This is a genomic window from Luteibacter anthropi, from assembly GCF_011759365.1.
In the GTDB taxonomy this organism is placed as follows: Bacteria; Pseudomonadota; Gammaproteobacteria; order Xanthomonadales; family Rhodanobacteraceae; genus Luteibacter; species Luteibacter anthropi.
The window spans coordinates 478418-499663 of sequence record NZ_JAARLZ010000003.1; the positions used below are offsets into that span (position 1 = coordinate 478418).

Here is a 21246-nt window from a genome sequence, read left to right on the forward strand (position 1 = left end):
GTTCGCCGGTTCTTTCGATGAGCTGCTGTCTTCGACAGAGCGGCTCCCGGCCTCGACGGTGCCCTCTCGGAGACACCAAGTGGAGAAGAGCGACAGGGGTCGCCAGGAGTTGGAAGTTGTATGGATGACAAACCGATGAAGCGGGCCATGGTGGCCTGCGATCATCATCAAGGGGCCGCGCCCTGCGCGAATGCAGGCGCGTGCCCATTTTACGGATGCACCAGCGATCGCTGCGGCGCAGTGTGCGCGCACGAACGCTTTTTTGCCGAATAGCAGTCGAGTCGTACCGGGTTGAATCCGGTGTCCGTCGATGGACCGATGCCGTAGCCCGTAATCAGAAAGTATCTATCTTTCAACGCATTACGAGTCAAACGTGAAAACAGACCCTCACATTTTGCGAAAAATTGGCACGTCTTCCGTGATTTGCCTTGCCCTAATTGGATGCGGAACCCCGCCAGCCAAGGACTTCGGGGGCTCCTGGAAGCCGGTCAACCGGTACGACGACACGCCTACCGAAATTCCTCTGGCTGTGCCCTACGCCTACTACGCGGCGCCCATGGACGGCACGCTCAAGGTCATGCTCAGTCGCTGGAGCACCGATACGGGCCTTAAGTTGTCCTATCGTCTCCGTTCCGATTACACACTTCCGAAGGCTGCGTCACAAATCCACACCTCGGAAGCACGGGACGCAGCGTCTCAGCTCAGCGCCATCTACGCGCCGCAGGGCATCGCCGTGGTGATCGAAGGCCCGCAGATCATCGTCGAGGAAGTCAGCAGCGTGACGGCGCCGCCGGCAGGCAACACCGCACCGGCAAATACGCAGGCGTCCGCGCCAGCCAAGCCCGTTACCCCTGATACGAAGTAACGGACCGCGAACATGCTCAAGAAAAAACAATCGCCAAAGATCGACGAAGTGCTCGCCCAATCGGTGAACTTCGAGGTAACCATCGCGGACCTGGCCAGGAAAAGCGAGCGGCGCGCCTGGATGGTTGCCACGGCGTCCGTCATCGTCTCGCTATGCCTGGTGGGTGGCTACTTCTACATCCTTCCGCTGAAGGAGAAGGTGCCCTACTTCATCATGGCGGACGCCTATACGGGAACCACCTCGCTGGCCCGCCTCTCGGACGACGTGATCAATCGCCAGATCACCAGCAGCGAAGCGGTGAACCGAAGCAATATCGCTCGCTTCATCATCGCGCGCGAGTCGTACGACCTCGCCATCAGCAACATGCGTGACTGGCCAACCGTGCTGACCATGTCGTCAAGCACCGTCGCCCAGCCCTACCTCGACCTGCACTCCCAGGCGAACCCGGAAGCGCCGTTCAAGGTTTACGGAAAGAACCGCGCCATACGGGTGAAGATCCTCAGCATCGTCATGATCGGTGGCGGCCAGGGCCAGCCACCAACCGGCGCCACGGTGCGATTTCAGCGTAGCGTCTACGACAAGGTGAACGGGGCGACGTACCCCCTGGACAGCAAGATCGCCACGATGGCGTTCGCGTACAAACCGAACCTGCGCATGGACGATCAGAATCGCCTCGAAAACCCGCTTGGGTTCCAGGTGACGTCCTATCGTGTCGACAACGACTACGGCAACGCCGCCCCCGGCGAAGTGCCGACGGCCGCGCCGGAGGGCGCGCTCCCGTCGACGGCACCCGCGACGGCGGCGCCTGGCCAGCCGACCGTACCAGGACAGCCCGTCACCGGGCTGCCGCAAGCCGGTGTCGCTCCGGTGCCGCTTGCCAATGGCGCCCAGGCCCAGCCGTATGCACAGGGCGGCGCATCCCCGGCCATGGCCAATGGCATGCCGGCATCGACGATACCGACCGAAGCGGGTTATCCCACCCAGGCGCCCGGTGCCGCCACCCCCACTCCCGCCGCGCCCGCGGCATCTCCTGAGCCCCGAAGCGCCGCCAATGGAGGGCGCCGTCGATGAATCCATCCAGCAAGCTGAGCCTGGCGTGCAGCCTGGGTATCGCCCTCGCCGCCATGCTTCCTACCGCCCAGGCGGAAACCGCCCCGGGAACCATGCCTTCGCCGCAGAATGCCGGCGCACCGGCCGTGGAATCCTATGAATATCAGGCAGATCGTATCTACACGGTACGCACCGGCCTGGGCATCGCCACTCAGATCCAGCTCAGTCCGCACGAAAAGATCCTCGACTACAGCACCGGCTTCAGCAGCGGCTGGGACCTGACGCGTCGCGACAACGTGTTCTACGTCAAACCCAAGAACGTCGACGTCGACACCAACATGATGATCCGTACCGAGACGCACTCGTACATCATCGAGCTGAAGGTGGTGGCCACCGACTGGAAGACCCTCGACCAGGCGCGCCGTGCTGGCGTGCAGTACAAGGTGGTCTTCACCTACCCATCCGACACCAGTTTCATGTCGGAATCCAAGAAGGTCGAGGAAAGCCCAATGCTCGACACCGACCTGGTGAAGGGCCGCGACTACAACTTCGATTATGACTACGCGAAGACCCGTCGCACCGCTCCTTGGATGGTACCCGTCAACGTCTACGACGATGGTCGGTTCACCTACATCAAGATGCCCGACCTGAAGCAGTTTCCGACGGGCAACTTCCCGACGGTGTACATGCGCGAGAAGGAACACGGAGAGGACTCGGTAGTGAACACGACCATCGAGGGCAACACCATCGTTGTCCACGGTACGTATCCCTACCTGGTTATTCGTCACGACACCAACGTCGTGGGTCTGCGAAGGAATACCAAGAAGTGAGCCCGAACACTCCCCATACCCCGGACGACGAGTCCAACCACGGCCACGTGCCGAACGGCAATCATGAACAGGCCGCCGATCCGCTGGCGAGCAATCCGTATGCGTCACAGCAGCGGCAAGCGCCGCAGCCTGACCTCGACGCATCGGCGCCCCAGCTGACATCGAACGACCTGCGCCGCATGAATCGCAGCGCGCTCGGCCTCCTGGCCGGTATCGTCCTGTTGCTGGTCGTTGTCGCGTTCTGGCTTTTCCATAGCAGCGGTAACAACTCGCCCGCGGCAAAACCGAAGGAAGAGACGGTGAGCGTGCCCGACGCGCCCACCGCGATGCCTGCGATGCCCAATCAGACTGCTGCACAGCCGATCCAGCTCGCCCCCACCCTTCCCCTGCCGGAGAAGAGGCAAGAGGCGCCGGCGATCCCGGTCGCACAGGCTGCGGCGGCGCCGCACGTGCCCACCCTGTTGGAGCGTCGCATCGCGGCCGCCAATGGGGGTGTGCAGACACCTGGTGACGCGGCGGCCCAGACCCAGGCTGGAGCCGGAGCCGGCGGCGTCCCCGGTTTTCCGGGAATGCCGGGAGCCGGCGGCCCGACGCCGGTCCGCAATCCGTTCAGCGCCAACGACAATATCGCTTACAACGGCAAGGACTTGCCCGAGGTGTCCAGCGCCACGCCGTTGCAGCATCCCGATACGCTGATGACGCGTGGTACCTTCATCCGTTGCGTGCTCGAGACACGCATCATCACGGACATGCCCGGCTTCACCTCATGCGTGGTGACCGAACCCGTGTACTCCTTCACCGGTAAGCGCCTGCTCCTGCCCAAGGGCTCGAAGGTCATGGGCAAGTACGAAATGGAGCCGAGTGGTCCGCGCGTCGCCGTGATCTGGGACCGCATCATCACTCCGACGGGTATCGACGTGAACATGGCCAGCCCTGGCGTGGATACCCTGGGCGGTGCCGGCCATCCCGGTTACTACAATGCGCACTGGGGTAGCCGTATCGGTGCCGCATTGCTGATCAGCATGCTCAGCGACGCGTTCAAGTACGAAGCCGCCAAGCACGGCCCGCGAACGACCACGGTGACCAACAACATGGTTACGGACACCCCGTTCGAGAGCAACACGGCGGAAACGATCCAGCAGCTCGCCAACCAGGCCGTGCGCCGCCAAGCCAACCGTCCGGCTACCGTGACGATCAACCAGGGCACCATCCTCGCTATCTACGTGGCGAAGGACGTGGATTTCTCCGGCGTCGTGGCACGGTACTGAGAACAGCATGAGCGAAAGCACGCTAGCCGCCGTCGGCAACGACTTCCTCGACTACCAGTACGAAGTGCTGGGAGTAAAGGATTTCCTTGCCGAGCCGGATGTCACCGAAATCTGCATCAATCGCCCGGGCGAGTTGTACCTTGAGCGCCGTGGCGGCTGGCAGCGGATGGAAGTGCCCACGCTCACATTCGAGCGTGCACGCCAGTTCTGTACGGCGGTGGTCAACGAGAGCAACACGGGACAACGCATCACGGACGTGGACCCCGTGGTCTCGCTGACCTTCCCCACCGGACAGCGCGCCCAGTTCGTCATCCCGCCGGCATGCGAGGCGGGCAAGGTATCCATCACCATCCGCCTGCCTTCGAAGCAGACGCGCACCCTCGCCCAATACAGCGATGATGGTTTCTTCGACGAAATCCTCGAAGGCGCCAACACCATCAGCGATTCCGACAAGGAGCTTCTCGAGTTGCGCGCGGAGCGCCGTTACGCGGACTTCTTCCGGCACGCCGTGCTGAGCAAGAAGAACATTGTCGTCGCTGGCGCCACGGGCAGTGGCAAGACCACTTTCATGAAGTCGCTGGTGAACCACATTCCGGCCGATGAGCGCCTCGTCACCATCGAAGATGCACGCGAGCTGTTCATCGACCAGCCGAATGTCGTGCACCTGCTCTACTCCAAAGGCGGGCAGAGCGCGAGCAACGTCACGGCCAAGAGCTGCATGGAAGCCTGCCTGCGCATGAAGCCAGACCGGATCATCCTTGCGGAGCTTCGCGGTGACGAGTCGTTCTACTTCATTCGTAACTGCGCGTCCGGCCACCCCGGCTCGATCACCAGCTGCCATGCCGGCAGCGTGGAACAGACGTGGGACCAGCTCGCCCTCATGGTCAAGGCCTCCACGGAAGGCGCAGGGCTGGAGTTCGCCACGATCAAGCGATTGTTGATGCTGACCATCGACATCGTCGTGCATATCAAGGCACACGCTGGTCGACGTTACATCACCGGCATCGATTTCAACCCTGCGCGCACCCTTGGCGCAGACGGCGGGTAACGCGCGAAAACGTATATCGGGTCATCGACCAGGAGTTGCCACCGTGCTACCAGGACTGGAAATGATGGGTTGCCAGAACCTTGCCGTACCGGCAGAGGTGATGCAGCACGTCGTCAATGTGGAGTCGAGCCGCAACCCCTTCGCCATCGGCGTCGTGGGTGGCCAGCTCGTGCGCCAGCCCCAGAACCTTCCTGAGGCGGTAGCCACCGTGCGTATGCTCGAGGAGAAGGGATACAACTACTCGCTGGGCGTCGCGCAGGTCAACCGCAGCAATCTCGGCAAGTACGGCCTGGACACCTTCGAGAAAGCTTTCGATGTATGTCCCAACGTGCAGGCGGGCTCGCAGATCCTCGCGCAGTGCTATGCCAGCGCCGGCAAGGACTGGGGCAAGGCGTTCAGCTGCTACTACTCGGGAAATTTCACGACGGGTTACCGCGATGGGTATGTCCAGCGCGTATACGAATCCATCGCCCGGAGCACCCTGGCCTCCGCCAGTGCGATTCCCCTGCAAGGCCAGAAAATCCCCGTCAGGGTGGTGAAGGTCGGCAATGGCGTCACCGGAATGGTCGCCGATACACCGGCCTACCGCGTCGCCATGCGTAGCGTCCTGGACGCCGCCGCATCGGCGCTGGTTCCCGTCGCATCGGCCGCGGACGCTGCCCCCCAGACGGTGGCCCAGCAACAGCTGCCGGCTGACGTGCAGAACAACCTGCCCATCGGTACGGGATATCCCGGTATGAACCCGGTGCTCGACCAGGGGCCCACGCCTCCGCCGGGACGCATTCCCACCGACCCGGGCACCGCCGCCGCGATGTCGCTGGTGGGGCCTCGCCTGCCGCAGAGCGATCTCAATACCCAGGCTGGCCGTATCGCGACCGATCCCGCCACGGCCGCCGTGATGTCGCAGATCGGCGTGTCAGCCAACGCAAACGGCAACGCTCCGGCCCCCATGCCCCAAGCCCAGGACAATGGCGTGTTCGTGCCTCAGGTGCACGGCCCCAACGATCCTGCCCAGATGAATGTCGCGCGCCCAACGCAGGCCCAGCCCGCCGCCCCGGCACGCGACCCGGCCGATCTGCGAACAGGAGGAGGCGATGGTGCCTTTGTCTTCTGATCGCGCATACGGCGCATGCATAAGCACGGAAGGGTCCCTGTCCCGCCGTGCCGGCCCTCGGGCCACCCCTGCCACGCATGACCATCGTGCTGGGCAGGTTCACGACGTGGGCGTGAGCCATACGTCGCACCCACACACGGCATCACGCGATCGCCGTTTCACACCGTCCTACTCAGTCGAAAGGAACTACCAGATGGCCCTGTCCGCCCTGTCCAAGGTTATCGCGAAGTCGAAGACCCCGGCGAAGCATGCTCTTGCCCTCGCCGCCCTCGTCACCGCCCTGCTGATGCCGAGCCTGGCGTTCGCCCAGATCGACCAGACCGGCACCAAAGTGTGCGGCTTCTTCCAGAACATCAACTCTCTTCTCAACGCGGCATCGATTGTCGTCGTGACGATTGCGGTGATCTTCTCCGGTTACCAGATCGCCTTCGCCCACAAGCGTATCGCCGAAGTGGCGCCGGCCCTGGTCGGTGGCGTACTGATCGGCGCCGCGGCGCAGGTAGCTCGCATGGTCGTTGGCGGCAATGGCACGGGTTCGGGTGCCACGGCCTGCCAGTCGAGCAGCGGCGGCGCGTTCCTGATGGATGCCGTCAACACCGCGATGCATCTGCTGCAGATCCATGCATAAGAATCCGCTGTTCCGAGGTTGCACCCGACCGCCCATGTTCATGGGTGTGCCTTACATCCCATTCTTCATGGGTGCGGGCACCGGGCTGCTCCTCAGCATGTACTTCAACTTCTGGTTCCTGCTGTTCATTCCGTGCGTGATTTTCATCATGCGCATGATGGCTCGACGCGACGAGATGATCTTCCGACTGCTGGCCCTTCGCCTTCAGTTCAAGACCCGCGTACGGAATGTTCCCCAGCACGACGGAATGTGGGTATTCACGCCGAACAGCTATCGCGATCCTTCCAAGGATAGACGCAAGTAGTAGAACAGGCGCCCCGGCAGACCCATCTGCCGGGGCATCTATCGATCTTCACGGCTCCTGACCATGTTCACACCCGACGCTCCCATCTCGACCCACATCACGCTGTCCGCGCATGTATCCCCTTCCGTCGTCAAGACGACCGGAGGCGATTACCTGCTGACCTGGCGCCTCGAAGGCCTGCCATTCGTCGGTCGCGAAGAATGGGAGCTCGAGCACCGCCACAACACCTTCAATCGCATGCTGCAGACGCTGCGAGCACCGGATTACACCAACGTCGCCTTCTGGGTGCACGATATTCGTCGCCGCCGGGGCATCCGTGACAAGTCGAAGTTCGGCCAGGCCTTCAACCAGGAGCTGTCCGACGCGTACTACAGCTCGCTCGCCAGCCAGAAGCTCATGCAGAACGAGCTCTACCTGACGATGATTTATCGCCCCATCGTGCACGGCAAGCGCTTCGCTGAAAAAACCTCGAACATAGAACGCCTGGAGGCCGAGCAGGCCCAGGCGGTCGCTACCATCCTGGAACTCGCCGGCAATATCGAAGCGGTGCTCAAGGACTACGCTCCCACTCGCCTGGGCATGTACGAAGCCGCCAACGGCCTCGTCTTCTCTGAAGTCCTGGAGCTGTTCGGCTTCATCCTCAACCGCATCGACGAGCCGGTGCCCGTGCTGAAGGCGCCGATCTACGATTACCTCGCCGTCAGCCGCCAGCGATTTTCGGCCAAGACCGGTGACTTCGTGCTCACCGCACCGGACGGCAAGAATCACTTCGGCGCCATCCTCAATATCAAGGAGTATGTCGACGGAACCTACCCCGGGATCCTCAATGGACTGAAGTTCCTCGACTTCGAGTATGTGATCACGCATTCATTCACGCCGATGGGCCGCCAGGACGCGCTACGTGCCCTGGAGCGCACCAAGGGCATGATGGTGTCGTCCGGCGACAAGGCCGTGAGCCAGATCATCGAGCTCGACCACGCCATGGACCAGCTGGCATCCGGCAACTTCGTGCTTGGTGAGTATCATTTTTCCATCTCGATCTACGCGCCGACCCAGGAAGCACTGTCCTCGCAGATCGCCACGACGCGAGCGGAACTGTCCAACGCGGGCTTCGTCACGGTGAAAGAGGACCTGGCCGTGACCGCGGCGTTCTACGCGCAGTTTCCGGGTAACTGGAAATATCGCACCCGCCTGGCCAACGTCAGCTCGCTCAACTTCCTCGGCCTTTCGCCGCTGCACAACTTCGCGACGGGCAAGAAGGAAAACAATCCCTGGGGCGCCTGCGTCACCACGCTGCAGACGACCAACGGCCAGCCTTACTACTTCAACTTCCACGCCACGCACCCCGCCGAAAACTCGCTAGGGGAGAAGGCGATCGCCAATACCATGGTCATCGGCAAGTCCGGTACCGGCAAGACGGCGCTTATCAACTTCCTGCTCAGCCAGGTGCAGAAGCTTGACCCGTCGCCCACCATATTCTTCTTCGACAAGGATCGCGGCGCCGAGATCTTCGTGCGTGCATGTGGCGGCAACTATCTCGCCCTGGAAAACGGCAAGCCGACCGGCTTCAATCCGTTCCACTGCGAGCGCAACGAAGAGAACGCGCAGTTCCTTGCCGAACTGATCAAGGTGCTGGCAGGCAAGAGCGTCTACAGCTCCCGCGAGGAGGAAGACATCTATCGGGCGGTCGACAACATGCTCGACACGCCCATGCACCTGCGCAACATGACCAACTTCCAGAAGAGCCTTCCCAACCTGGGAGACGACGGCCTGTTCATTCGCATGCGCAAGTGGACAGCGGGCAATTCACTGGGCTGGGTCTTCGACAACCCCCAGGATACGGTCGACCTGACGCGCGCCAACATCATCGGCTTCGACTACACGGACATCATCGACAACGCCGAAGTCCGCGTGCCGGTCATCAACTACCTGCTGCACCGCCTCGAGGCATTGATCGACGGCCGCCGCCTGATCTACGTGATGGACGAGTTCTGGAAGATCCTCGATGGCAAGGGAGGCCTCAAGGAGTTCGCCAAGAACAAGCAGAAAACCATCCGTAAGCAGAACGGCATGGGCATCTTCGCCACGCAGAGCCCGGAGGACGCGCTGGCCAGCGATATCGCATCGGCGCTGATCGAGCAGACCGCCACGATGATCCTCCTGCCCAACCCGAACGCCAGCCGCGAAGATTACGTCGACGGCCTCAAGCTGACCGATGCCGAATACCAGGTGGTGGTCAGCCTCGACGAACGCTCGCGCTGCTTCCTGGTGAAGCAAGGCCACGCGTCGGCCGTTTGCCAGCTCAACCTGCGCGGCATGGACGATGCGCTGGCGGTCATCTCCGCCTCCACGGACAACATCGAGATCATGCACGAGGTGCTCCAGGTGCGTGCCGAGGCCGAAGGAGTTTCCACCGCCGACCTGCGTCCCGAGCAGTGGCTGGAAACCTTCTATGAAAACCGCAAGGGCAGCGGCAAGGGCAATCCCTCGCCACGCCCTACTCCCAATTCGTCCCGACGTGCCGCCTGACCAATTCAGCCGCATGGGTAATCACATCGGAGTGAGCCACATGAACACCAAGCAGAACAAGCGCCAGTCATGGGTCGGCTACGTCAGCCGGGTAGCAATCGCGATCGGCATGACCGTGGCTGTCGGCATGTATGCCGCCCCCACGAAGGCCCAGTGGATCGTGAACGACCCGCTTTCCATGGGAAAGAGCATCGAGGAGTTCCTTGAGCAGGCCAAGCGCTGGGGAGAAACCGCCAAGCACTACACCGACCAGGTAGCGTTCTGGCAAAACAATCTCATCAAGCTGCAAAGCCTCCAGTACGACCTGCTTCGTACCCAGCAGCAGTTCCAGAAAGTCGACGACAACTTCGGCGTCGCCGAAAAGTGCCCCGGTGCTTCGCTCATGCAGGGTGATATCACCTCAGCGCTGACGTCCGTCCTCGGCAAGCTCTCGGGCGACTACAAGAGTCAGCAGGACATGGTTTGCGTATTGATCGCTCGTACCTACAACCAGCGTTACAACAACACGGTGGACTATCTCCAGCAGGTATCTACCCAGACTGGCTTCCTGTCGCAGCTTGCCCAGATGCGCCTCACCAGCGTGGGCGATTCGCCCGGCAAGCTGCAGGCCCTCCAGGACGACACGGCGCGCTTCAATGTCAACGTCCAGCAAGCCCGTGACTCCTGGAAAACCACCGACGAGCAGCTAACGGCTCAGATCACCGCCCTCGAAGACAAGCAGAAGACGCTGTCGCGGATCGTCCTGAAGGGTGCGCCCTCCCCCCTCGGCACGGTGGTGAACGCCGGCATCCTCAAGGCGGCGCTGGAAGTCCACTGACCGTTCACGGAAGACGAACACATCCATTCAGCCGGCGGCGCTAGCGCACGGCAAGATCAGGAAGAAAGGCAGACATGGCGAATATTGGTGACTACGTATTCTACCGACTTATTTACGACTACCTCGTAGATAAGATCAACAAGTTCGGCATGGACCTCATGGGCCGGATGATGAGCTGGGCGGCGTTCTTCGCGCTGATCCTGGTGACTATCTACATCATCGTCCAGGGCTACCGCGTCATGACCGGTCGCGCCCGCGAGCCGATGATGGAACTGGTGATCAATCTCGGCCGCATCGTCGTCATCGTCTCCGCGGCGACGGCCATGGCAATCGGCAGCACCAACATCAACACCTTCCTGACCACGGATCTCGACAAGAACATCCATTACCTGTTCACCGGAGACAGCGGCACGACCACTGCGGACGCCATCGACAAGAACCTGGCTTACACGCAGCTGGCCCTGGCATCCATCGACGCCGTCCAGATCGTCGGTTCCGACCCGGAAATGCAGGCCGAGAAAACCCGTTCGCTCTTCATGGCCGGATTCGGCAGCTCGTCACCTCCGATGGCCGCCGGCGCCATGCTGCTGCTCTACCAGTTCGCCATGGCCTTGTTCATCGGTCTTGGACCTTTGTTCATCCTTTGCCTGATCTTCGACCAGACCAAGGAGCTGTTCCGCCGTTGGCTCATGTACGGGTTGGGCACGCTATTCTCCATGGCCCTGCTCAGCGCCGTATCCAGCATGGTTCTCGAACTCACCATTCGCGTCAGCGTCGCCACCTGGGGATCGAAGCTTGCCAGCAGCTTCATCCCCGGAGCGACCGAAGGCCTTTCCAGCCTTGCCTTGCAGCAAGGCGGCATCGGCTTGCTGCTCACCGTACTTATCGTGTCGGTACCCCCGATGGCAGCCATGTTCTTCCAGGGCGTTCTGGGTAGTGCGCTGACGTATTCGGCGTTCACGCCAGGTGGGCGCCCGGGGCCGCAGGGGCAACCGGCTGGGTCTATGGGAGGCCTGCACAAAATTGATAATCAAGCTCCACAAAACGCCGGAGTAATGCACGCCCGACTTGTTTCGTCGTCAGGCAACGCCAATACACCTGCCTCTGAAGCAATTCGAAATCATCAAGCAGGACAGAATCAGAAATGACAATTGTTCTTCGCACTATCGCACTCATTGGACTCATGCTCACAACCAGAATGGCTAGCGCCGAGGGCGGTTGTCCACCGGGGCAATATCCGCAGCAAGGCCCTGGCTGGCAGGCGTGCGTCCCCATCCCTGGGTACGATACAGAACCCACCCCCAGCCAGAAGCCACTTCGATACATCAGCCAATGGATATCTTTCGCGGTGGACGTTGATAGCGGGGGATTCGGCGTAAGTTCAGATTCGTCCTCTCGCGAGTCGGCGATTCGCACGGCAATTTCTGATTGCCATGCGGCAGGCGGGCGCTCTTGCGCCACCGTAGGCACGGCTCTTAACGCGTGCATGGCTATATCCCAAGGTGACGAAAAATTCTGGCTCAACTCAGATGTACGCAAGGAAAAAGCTGTATCCAAAAGTCTCGACGATTGCAAGTTGAGCGATAAAAACTGCAGCCTTCACTACGCAGGTTGCGCAAGCCCCATCATAGTCAATTGAGATGTGAATACCCGAGCACATGCAATAAACCAACCATCACCAACAACACATAGTTCAAGGCGACCAGATGATGCCGCAAGATCACCGTCATCACATCTTTAAAATGGCCAGGTAACTCGTCACGCCAAGGAGGTGCGTTGAATGCGTATATCTCATCCAGCGCCAACATGCTTTTCGATTCATCACCTTTCGGTGATGGCACGGATGACAAGAAGGATTCGGATCACTACTTGTTTATGAAACAGTTCCTCTCAGCGGCACTATTTCTCTTTTACTCTTTCGCTATCCACGCGGAAGGCGGTTGCCCTCCGGGTGAATATCCTCAGGAAGGACCCGGCTGGCGATCATGCGTGCCCATCCCTGGCTACGACAATGCACCTCAAGCCCGACGCCCCCGCATCAAGGATCAATGGGGCGCGCTCTCCGTGGACCCTGATCATGGCGTAATTGGCGTCATTCTGACGGCTGACACAAAAAAAGAAGCTTCCGAAGCAGCCACAAAAGACTGCAAATCCAAGGGAGGCAAGGAATGTACGCTCATGGTCAGCGTACTTAACGAATGCTTTGCCATGTACACCGGTAACAAGAACATATGGGTAAAGCCGGGCCTCAGCAAATCGGAGGCTGAAAGAAACACTCTAGAGGTGTGCCAAAAAGACGATTCCGATTGTCAGCGATACTTCGCCGCATGCAGCGCACCGATCATCATTCAGTAGGAATGCCTCGCCGCGACGATTCGATAAAACAGATCATCATTAACCATCTGCCTGTGACTTGAAATGACATAAGCGATGACACTCGTTTCGCGTTCACGGCGTGCGATCCTCCAAGAGGAACTTTTATGAACAAGTACATCATCGCTCTTCTTATTGGCGGCCTTAGCGCCAGCGCGACAGCTGGCGAATTCATTCCGTACTATGGAAACAATCCGTTCCTGTTCTGCACACTCGGCGTCCCCCAGGATTGCTGGGTGCCCGATCAGAAGGAATATGGGACTTACCACAAAACTGGCCGCCATTGCTTCAATCCATACTCTGCCAACCTCTATAGCCGCGTCTGCCCACAGGCATTCCCCAACGGAGCTAACGGCAAGCCAACCGGCCAGGAATCGGCCGACCAGCCGAAAATGCCCAATCCGAACCTGACACCCAATCCGGACATCGTGCCCAAGGCGAATTTCGTCGCCAGGGATCCCGCTGATGCCAGCCCTTGATTTTCAATTGATTGATGGCTAGGTAACTCGTCACGCCAAGGACGTGCGTTGAATGCGTACACCTCATCCAGTACCAATATGCTTTTCGATTTATCACCTCCCGGTGACGAACGAATGGCAAGAAGGATTCGGATCACAACCTTCTTTATGAAACAGTTCTTTCCAGCGCTCCTACTCCTCCTTTGCTCTTTCGCTATCCACGCGGAAGGTGGCTGCCCTCCGGGTGAATATCCCCAGCAAGGACCTGGCTGGCAGACCTGCGTACCGATCCCAGGCTACGAATCAAATCCCGCATCCAATCAAAAGCAGGTGAGATATATCGACCAGTGGATATCTTTTTCTGCTGACCCAGACAATGGCGCATTCGGAATATCCTCAAATCCATCCAGCAGGGAATCGGCGATCCGGAGTGCCACCGATGGTTGTCGTGCGAAAGGCGGAAAGACTTGTACGAACCTGGGAACAGTTCTGAATGCTTGCCTAGCGATTACCGAAGGGGACAAGAAGTGGTGGACGAACTCGGGAACCACGAAGGTAAATGCTGAGACCAAGAGCATTCAAGCGTGCAAGGAAAATGATGACAATTGCGAGCTAAATTACTCAATGTGCGCCAACATAGTGATGGCACATGAATCTCAGAATCTTACCCATCGTCCCTAAACCGTAATCATGTTCACTCTCCCTCTTCAGTGCCGTGCTTATCGCATCGGCACCGCCGTTGGCGGGCATGTTTTTCCAGGGTGCCCTCGGTGGTGAGCTGGCGTGCTCGGCATTTACGCCGGGTGTGCGACGGGGACCCAGGGACAGTCAGCGGGATCGATGGGTGGGTCGCCGTTGCCTGACATACGGGACGTATCAAACAGTGAGTCCATATCACATGCGATACCTCGCCGCACCCAGAAACACCAGTGCGCCCACGCCCGAGGCCGTCAGAAAAAACAATTCGGTCCCGAATCCGCCATGACAACCTTTCGCCGCGCTCTTACTTCTATTGGTTTTATGTTTTTGAGTGCCCTAGCCCATGCTAAGGGAGGCTGCCCGACAGGACAGTATCCTCAGCAAGGGGCCGGTTGGCAGACCTGCGTACCGATTCACGGTCATGGCGCGGAACCGCCGACTCGACAAAAACAGCCTCGTTTCATAAACCAATGGCTTTCCTTCGCTGTAGATCCTAGTAACGGGGCGTTCGACATTTCGTCGGATCCGTCCTCCCGCGAATTTGCTATGAGCACGGCAATTGACCACTGCCAGGCGAAGGGCGGGAAGTTGTGCGATACAGCGGGAACAGTCCTCAACCCTTGCCTGGCTATCACTATCGGCGATAAGCAGCTTTGGACCAATTCCGATGTCAGAAAGGACAGGGCCGAATCCAAGAGCCTAAATGACTGTAAAAAAAAGGATGCCAATTGCGAACTGCATTACTCAGCGTGCGCGAGCCCGATCATGGTCAACTAATATGAAGTCATGGTGTACGGTGCTTTCAATCATCGCTTTGCTCGGTTTATCCGCGACCACGGTTCATGCCGATACGCACATCGACTGCCCAGCGGACCAGATGCAACGCCAGGGTGGCTGGCGCACCTGCATCCCGATGCAGGGCTACCGCGATATCGGCAAGCAGCGCGTGGCGGGCATGGCTGTCGACACGGCATCGTGGGTCGCCATCGCCACGTCGGTGGATGGGCTTTACGGTTTTGCCTTCAAGGAATCGACCAAGGACGCGGCTGTCGCCAAGGCCCGATCCATGTGCGAATCCGTACCAGGAACCCACTGCGCCGTCCCATTGGCCAGCACGGACGAATGCGCTGGACTGGCGCTTTCGGAGGGCGGGCGCAAGACCCTCAGTTTCACCGCATCCGGCAAGACGAAGATCGATGTGGAGGAACATCTGCAGGCTGCCTGTGCCGCCAGCGGTGCAAGCGCATGCCAGACGAAGCTGTCCGCTTGCTCCAAGGATCTGTGATGACGCCAGCATTCGTACGCTCGTACTCGCTGGCGATCCGGGTCGCGCTTCTGGCGTTGCTCCTGTTGCCGTTGAAGGTCATGGCCGAAGGTGGATGTCCACCCGGCATGGTTCCGGCTCAAGGAAGCAACCTGCAGTCCTGCATGCCGATTCCTCCCGGCTATCAGCCCCAACCGCCACCGCCTCCGCCGCCACCTCCGGTACCTCATGACGAAACACGTCAGACCTGGGGCGCCTTGGCTGCGGATGCCACGGGCGGCACCTTTGGCGCAGCGGTACAGGCACAAAGCGAGGACGACGCCCGCGAGGCGGCGGTGAGCGACTGTCGGTTCTACGGTGGCGTAGGTTGCAGGGCGACCCGCACGTTCCACAACGAGTGCCTCGCCGTCGTGACACATGACACGACCGAGGTCTATGGCACGGGCACCACGGAAGACGTCGCCGTTGGCATAGGCATGAATCAATGCCAGAAAGATCACCGCAACGGCTGTACGGTAATTTACGCCGCGTGCTCCGGCGCGATCACGATCAAGGTTCTATAACTATGGATAGCGCAGAATCGTGTCGGATGAGCCTAACGCAGAGTCAGCTACGCATGCGCTTCACGATCTACAGGGAGGGAGCTTTCCATGATGTCCTTTAAAAGAGCGGGCACGACATTGCTTGCCCTGCTCCTCTCCGCGGAGGGCGCGTTCGCCCAGTACGCGAACCCCTATGCCACGCAGAACCGCGCCACGACGTCCGTTCCGACGGACAAAGGAAGCAAGATGGATGACTTGAAGTCGTTTGCGACGGAAGGGAACCGGATCCTCGAATCGAAGACGGGCGACCTCACAGGCGCAGGGCACAAGGATGTCCTGCTGGTGCTGGATCCGCCGACCACGGGCAAGGAAAAGCTCGGCGAGGGGCCCAATCGCACCGTTCTTCTGCTTCTGCGTGACGCGTCGGGCCAATTGGTACGAAAGGCCTCCAACGGCCACATCGTGCTCTGTGCCACCTGCGGTGGCGTATCGGGCGATCCATTCGGCTACGTACGGATCGACGCCGGCTCGTTCACCATCGTGAACGGGGGTGGAAGCCGAGAGCGTTGGACGGATGAATTCACTTTCACTTATGCGAAGGATAGCCAAGACTGGTTCGTCACGAAGGTGAATCGTCAGGTCTCCGACAGTGAGACCGGCCACGAGAAAAAGATCGAATTGACCCCACATGAGTTGGGGAAGGTGTCGTTCCACGAATTCGACCCGGGAAAGGTGCCTGAGGTGACCCTCCCTTGAGTCGAGACCTCCGCTTGAACGGAGGAAGATGAAAGACAGCGGGACAAGCTGTCGCCATTGAAAGTAAGACAGGAGCTGCACATGGCGATTGATCGTGAGACCCAGGTCCTGACGGACGCGTATGCCGCTGGCATCCGTTCGCCCCGGGAACTGGCCAATTTCATGGCACAAGTGACACATGAGTCCAATGGGTTGAACCGCCTGGAAGAAAGCTTCCGGTACACCCGTGGGATCTCCCAGATTCCGGTCCAGTCGGCCTGGCGCGAAGGCGCTGCCGCCCTGGAGAGCGCCCGCAAGGATGCCCTGATGGGCAAGCCCGAGCGCCTTGCCGAGCTGATGTACGGCGGTCGCAACGGCAACGACGAGCCCGGCGACGGCTGGAAGTACCACGGCCGTGGCTACATCCAGCTCACCGGCAAGGACAACTACCGCGCTGCCGGCGAAGCACTGGGCCTCGATCTGGTCCACAAACCGGAGCTCGCCGCCGACCCGAAGAACGCCTCGAAGATCGCCACCTGGTATTGGGAAAACCGCGTCCCCGACCAGGCCAAGGAGGACGTCAAGGCCGCCACCCATGCGGTCAACGGCAAATACAACGGCCTAGAGGATCGGGAGCACCGGTTCCAGGACTGGCAGCGCAAGCTCAACCCGCAGGTCATGGAGCGCCTCGCCAGCGGCAGCGTCGGCCAGTCGGCGCCGGAGCCGCGCACGGCGGAGCAGCGCCTGCTCAAGGAAGGCATGCAGGGAGAGGATGTCCGGATGCTGCAGGCCAACCTGGCGCGCCTGGGCTACACCGATGCCCAAGGGCAGGCACTGCATACCGACGGCCAGTTCGGCCCCGGCACACGCGGCGCCCTGGAACGTTTCCAGCGCGATCATCATCTCTCCGCCGATGGCGTCGCCGGAGCGAAGACTCAAGAAGCCATTACGGCGCAAAAGCATGCCGATGCCATCAGGCAGGAACATGCCCACCCGCAGGGAACCCGCGCTGCCGACCTCGCCCTGCTCGAACAGGCCAGGACAGGCGTGCACGCGGTGGACGCCCAGCACGGTCGCAAATCCGACCAGCTCAGCGAAAACCTCGCCGGATCCCTCGCCGCGGCGGCAAAGCGCGACGGACTGACGCGGATCGATCATGTCGTCCTGAGCGACGACGCCAGCAAGGTCTACGCGGTGCAGGGCGACATGAACTCCCCGCACAAGCGAATGGCGGAGGTACAGACCGCGCAGGCCGTGAATACCCCGCTAGAGCAAAGCAAGGCGGCGATGGAGCAGACGACATCGAAACAGCCGCAGCCGCAACCTGAACAACCGCAACAACGCCCCATGCTGCCGGGATCGGGGCACTGACACGTTGGCGATGCCATGACATTCCTCAGGCGATAGTGTCTGGACGAAAACATGCCGAAGTTGCCGGATCGTGCACATTTCGGGAGCGGAAAACAGGGTAAGTTCGTGGGACCGGGGTCCATTGGCACAGGGGAACATGCCGATTCGCGGGGCCTCGACAGACTCGTCGGGATGACGAGTGAACGGCACGCTGGAAGCGACGCCGAACGATGGTCAACCAGGAGTTCCATATGGCGATTGATCGTGAGACCCAGGTCCTGGCCGCGGCCTATGCGGGCGGGATCCGCTCTCCCAGGGAGCTGGCTAATTTCATGGCCCAGATTGGCCATGAATCCAATGGCCTGAACCGTCTCGAGGAGAGTTTTCGATATATGCGGGGCGTGGCGCAGATCCCCGGACAGGCCGCCTGGCGGGAAGGTCCGCAGGCGCTCGAAACCGCGCGCCGGGAAGCCTTGCAAGGCAAGCCCCAGCAGCTGGCCGAACTGATGTACGGCGAGCGCAATGGCAACGATCGCCCGGGCGACGGTTTTCGCTACCACGGCCGGGGTTATCTCCCCATCCCAGGTAAAGACCACTATCGCGCCGCAGGTCGCGCGCTCGGCATCGATCTCGTCGGCAGGCCCGAACTTGCCGCGGAACCCGCCCACGCAGCCACCATCGCGGTTTGGTACTGGCGCAGCCACGTGCCCCAGGAGGCTCGCGAGGACGTCAGGGCAGCCACGCAGGCATTGAACGGCCGCCTTTACGGCCTGGACGACCGCAAGACGCGGTTCGACACGTGGGAGAAACGACTGACGCCGTCGCTGATGGGACGCCTGGCCGAAAGCGATGTGGCAAAGACCGCGTCACCCCGGTCCCGCGCGACGCTTTCTCCGGCGGCGGCCCAGGAAAAGAAAGAGGCCGCGGTGAAAGAGCGTACGAAGAAGCGACGCAAATCCACCACGGAAACGGATGCACCCGAGTTCGATCAGGACGCGCTGTACGAACAGCAGCGACGCATGCTCGAAACAAGGCACTGGTTCCATCCTCATCACCCGTGCCACGAGCATGCCAACGCGGCGGCGCTCCGACATCACGCCCACCCGCAGCACCTGCTCTACACCCAGGCACTCGCAGCAGTGCACAAACTCGACGAAAGCCATCATCGCCGATCGGACGAGCGCAGCGAGAACCTCGCCGCCGCCCTCGCCATGGAAGCGCACGACAAGGGTCTGACCCGTATCGACCATGTGGCATTGAGTGATGATGCCCAGCGTACCTACGCCGTGGAAGGCGACCTCAACTCGCCGCTGAAGAAAATCGCCGAGGTGAACACCGAGCAGGCCGTCCTGGGGCCCAAGGAAAAGGACAGCAGTACGCCCACCGAGGCGACGGCCAAGGCCGCCCCCGAATCCATCCCCCCCGCGCCGGCGATCAAGCCACCGCACGGCCACTAACGTATCGACACCATGGATGCCTTCATGAAGATTTCCCTCGCCGTTCTCGCCAGCGCCCTTCTCGCCGCGCAGGCGGTCGCAACCGTCCACGCCGAAGGGGCTGCCACCCATGCGACACCGGCTGCGCCATGCGACGGCAAGTCGTCCTGCAAGATCGATGGCTTCAGCGTCGACTACGCCGGTTGTGGCAAGGGCGCGCTTTTCGGCTCGATCGCCGCCCAGGACGGCGCCGACGGCGTGGACCTCAACGACAAGCTCGACGGCAAGGGCCGGGCCGTCGCGCGCCTGAAGGATCGCCAGTTCGTCTGCATCGCCGCGACGGCTCGCGGCAACGACAACCAGCGCCACTACGTCATCGCCGTGCCTACCGCGAGCGTGCCGGAGTGCAAGGGCAAGGATCTGTGCAAGAAAGCCGACCTGCCCGTCCAGTGGAAAACGGCGACGACGGGACAGTCGTGCCAGCGTGTCGGTGACGGCAAGTACACCGGCGATTGTGCGGCGGGATGGGTCGACCAAGGAGAACTCGACCAGTACGCCGACGGCATCTGACGTCAATCAACCAGGAGTTACATATGAATCCGGATATCTACAACGAAGCGCGGATCCACTTCTTCGAGTCGGGCCAGAAGTTCGAATACGGCCGACCGGACATGACGATCCATACCAAGCACAACGGCACCACCGATCCCAGCCGTACCGAGCAGGATCTCGACCACGACGGCAAGCGTGGCGTGGACTGTTCGTCGTTCGTCTGGCGCGGCCTGCACGATGCCGGCTACGACGTGGGCAAGGAGCCATTCGCGACCAGCAAGCTGTTCAACGGCACCCACACCACCGACTACGCCAAGTCGCATTTCGACGTAATTCCCGCCGGCGAGGCGCGCAAGCCGCACGGCAATCTGCAGCCGGGCGACATCATCATGTTCAAGGACAAGGGTGGCACCGGTCAGCACGTGGGCATCGTTCGCGACTACGACTCCCACGGGAATATCCGTTTCATCGGCTCACAGGTGAGCACCGGCCCTGCCGAAGTTACCGTCCAGCCCGGCCGTTACTGGGATGGCGACAAGATGGAAATCGTCGGGGCTCTGCGCGCCAAGCCTGAATTTCAGACCAAGGCGCCGCTGCACGGTGGCCAGGCCCCGCACGACAAGGCCCAGGAACCGGCCACGCCCAGGCAGCCGGCCGCAACCGTCAAGCCGGAAAGCCACACACCGCCGACACACGCCGGCACGCTTCGCGAAGGTGACCGAGGCAACGATGTTCATCGCCTCCAGGAGCGCCTCAACGCCCTCGGCGTCACGGATACGAACGGCAAGCACCTGGATACAGACGGCAACTTCGGCAAGCACACGCAGGAAGCCGTGGAACGATTCCAGCGCGAACACAAGCTCGATCCGGACGGCGTGGTAGGCAAGAAGACCCTCGATGCCATCGAAGCAGCGGAAAAATTACGCGCTCACGGCCCCCGCATGGACTCGCCCGAACACCCCGATCACAAGCTGTACGAACAGGCCCGCGATGCCATCAAGCGCCTCGACGCCCAGCATGGTCACGTATGGGACGAGCGCAGCGAACGCGTCGCCAGCCTCACCACGCTGACCGCCCGTCAGCAGGGCCTGACCTCCATCGACCACGTCGTGACCAACCAGGACGCGAGCAAGGCTTACGCCGTGCAGGGCGATCTCAATTCGCCGTTCAAGCAGACTGCGGAGGTCGACATGCAGAAGGCCCTGGCCACGCCACTGGAGAAGAGCAGCGAGATGGCGAGCCAGCATCACGCCACGCAGCAGGGCCAGGCTGCTCAGCAGACCCAGGAATCCCAGCAGCAACAGCAACAACACCAGCAGTCCCAGCACCGCTGATCCAAACCGCGAAGGAAAGCAAACCCATGGCACACGACGGACGCCCGCCC

The 21246-nt window shown here is 61.0% G+C and carries 22 protein-coding genes and 1 pseudogene; all 23 read left to right on the plus strand.

Annotation, left to right across the window (positions count from 1 at the left end; all coding sequences use genetic code 11):
* Window positions 1-529 precede the first annotated feature (529 nt).
* The 23 genes and pseudogenes from HBF25_RS22140 (at window position 530) to HBF25_RS07835 (ending at window position 21196) form a co-directional block, all read left to right on the plus strand.
* Complete coding sequence (locus HBF25_RS22140; protein ID WP_243853110.1) at window positions 530-865, plus strand: hypothetical protein; 336 nt, start codon at window positions 530-532, stop codon at window positions 863-865.
* A gap of 12 nt (window positions 866-877) precedes the next feature.
* Entirely contained in the window at window positions 878-1936 is a 1059-nt protein-coding gene (locus HBF25_RS07730; protein ID WP_166947265.1) for a VirB8 family type IV secretion system protein, read from the plus strand.
* Between the two features lie 53 nt (window positions 1937-1989).
* Window positions 1990-2745 (plus strand): TrbG/VirB9 family P-type conjugative transfer protein, encoded by a 756-nt coding sequence (locus tag HBF25_RS07735; protein WP_166947348.1) that lies wholly within the window; start codon window positions 1990-1992, stop codon window positions 2743-2745.
* Entirely contained in the window at window positions 2742-4013 is a 1272-nt protein-coding gene (locus HBF25_RS07740) for a TrbI/VirB10 family protein (RefSeq protein WP_166947266.1), read from the plus strand. Before HBF25_RS07735 ends, HBF25_RS07740 begins: the two co-directional genes overlap by 4 nt.
* A gap of 7 nt (window positions 4014-4020) precedes the next feature.
* Window positions 4021-5061, plus strand: coding sequence for a P-type DNA transfer ATPase VirB11 (gene virB11, locus HBF25_RS07745; RefSeq protein WP_166947267.1), 1041 nt, complete (start codon window positions 4021-4023; stop codon window positions 5059-5061).
* 55 nt (window positions 5062-5116) lie between these two features.
* Window positions 5117-5605 (plus strand): annotated as a pseudogene (locus HBF25_RS22145) (lytic transglycosylase domain-containing protein); the annotation flags it as partial.
* 763 nt (window positions 5606-6368) lie between these two features.
* Window positions 6369-6803, plus strand: a complete 435-nt coding sequence (locus HBF25_RS07755) for a TrbC/VirB2 family protein (protein ID WP_166947269.1) — start codon at window positions 6369-6371, stop codon at window positions 6801-6803.
* The gene (locus HBF25_RS07760; protein ID WP_166947270.1) at window positions 6796-7107 is read left to right on the plus strand and encodes a VirB3 family type IV secretion system protein; all 312 of its coding nucleotides are present in this window, start codon (window positions 6796-6798) and stop codon (window positions 7105-7107) included. The genes HBF25_RS07755 and HBF25_RS07760 overlap by 8 nt, the downstream gene beginning before the upstream one ends.
* 63 nt (window positions 7108-7170) lie before the next feature.
* The gene (locus HBF25_RS07765) at window positions 7171-9636 is read left to right on the plus strand and encodes a VirB4 family type IV secretion/conjugal transfer ATPase (protein WP_166947271.1); all 2466 of its coding nucleotides are present in this window, start codon (window positions 7171-7173) and stop codon (window positions 9634-9636) included.
* Between the two features lie 40 nt (window positions 9637-9676).
* Complete coding sequence (locus tag HBF25_RS07770) at window positions 9677-10453, plus strand: hypothetical protein (RefSeq protein ID WP_166947272.1); 777 nt, start codon at window positions 9677-9679, stop codon at window positions 10451-10453.
* Between the two features lie 74 nt (window positions 10454-10527).
* Entirely contained in the window at window positions 10528-11601 is a 1074-nt protein-coding gene (locus tag HBF25_RS07775) for a TrbL/VirB6 family protein (protein WP_166947273.1), read from the plus strand.
* Between the two features lie 50 nt (window positions 11602-11651).
* A complete protein-coding gene (locus HBF25_RS22655) occupies window positions 11652-12092 on the plus strand; it encodes a DUF4189 domain-containing protein (RefSeq protein WP_425483448.1) in 441 nt (146 codons plus the stop codon).
* A 137-nt stretch (window positions 12093-12229) separates the two neighbouring features.
* Window positions 12230-12808 carry a DUF4189 domain-containing protein gene (locus HBF25_RS07785; protein ID WP_166947275.1) on the plus strand — a complete coding sequence of 193 codons (579 nt, stop codon included), beginning with the start codon at window positions 12230-12232 and terminating at the stop codon, window positions 12806-12808.
* A 125-nt stretch (window positions 12809-12933) separates the two neighbouring features.
* The gene (locus HBF25_RS07790) at window positions 12934-13305 is read left to right on the plus strand and encodes a hypothetical protein (protein WP_166947276.1); all 372 of its coding nucleotides are present in this window, start codon (window positions 12934-12936) and stop codon (window positions 13303-13305) included.
* Window positions 13306-13452: 147 nt separating this feature from the next.
* Window positions 13453-13965, plus strand: a complete 513-nt coding sequence (locus tag HBF25_RS22660) for a DUF4189 domain-containing protein (protein ID WP_166947277.1) — start codon at window positions 13453-13455, stop codon at window positions 13963-13965.
* Between the two features lie 339 nt (window positions 13966-14304).
* Complete coding sequence (locus tag HBF25_RS22665; RefSeq protein ID WP_425483449.1) at window positions 14305-14760, plus strand: DUF4189 domain-containing protein; 456 nt, start codon at window positions 14305-14307, stop codon at window positions 14758-14760.
* 1 nt (window position 14761) lies between these two features.
* Window positions 14762-15268, plus strand: coding sequence for a DUF4189 domain-containing protein (locus HBF25_RS07805; RefSeq protein ID WP_166947279.1), 507 nt, complete (start codon window positions 14762-14764; stop codon window positions 15266-15268).
* Window positions 15268-15810: a DUF4189 domain-containing protein gene (locus HBF25_RS07810; RefSeq protein WP_166947280.1), complete on the plus strand. Its 543-nt coding sequence runs from the start codon at window positions 15268-15270 to the stop codon at window positions 15808-15810. The genes HBF25_RS07805 and HBF25_RS07810 overlap by 1 nt, the downstream gene beginning before the upstream one ends.
* An 87-nt stretch (window positions 15811-15897) precedes the next feature.
* Window positions 15898-16545, plus strand: coding sequence for a hypothetical protein (locus HBF25_RS07815; protein WP_243853111.1), 648 nt, complete (start codon window positions 15898-15900; stop codon window positions 16543-16545).
* An 81-nt stretch (window positions 16546-16626) separates the two neighbouring features.
* Entirely contained in the window at window positions 16627-17895 is a 1269-nt protein-coding gene (locus tag HBF25_RS07820) for an XVIPCD domain-containing protein (protein ID WP_166947281.1), read from the plus strand.
* A gap of 230 nt (window positions 17896-18125) precedes the next feature.
* On the plus strand, window positions 18126-19331 hold the full coding sequence (locus HBF25_RS07825; RefSeq protein WP_166947282.1) for an XVIPCD domain-containing protein: 1206 nt from the start codon (window positions 18126-18128) through the stop codon (window positions 19329-19331).
* 24 nt (window positions 19332-19355) lie between these two features.
* Window positions 19356-19880, plus strand: a complete 525-nt coding sequence (locus HBF25_RS07830) for a hypothetical protein (protein ID WP_166947283.1) — start codon at window positions 19356-19358, stop codon at window positions 19878-19880.
* Between the two features lie 23 nt (window positions 19881-19903).
* The gene (locus HBF25_RS07835) at window positions 19904-21196 is read left to right on the plus strand and encodes an XVIPCD domain-containing protein (protein ID WP_166947284.1); all 1293 of its coding nucleotides are present in this window, start codon (window positions 19904-19906) and stop codon (window positions 21194-21196) included.
* Window positions 21197-21246: the final 50 nt, after the last annotated feature.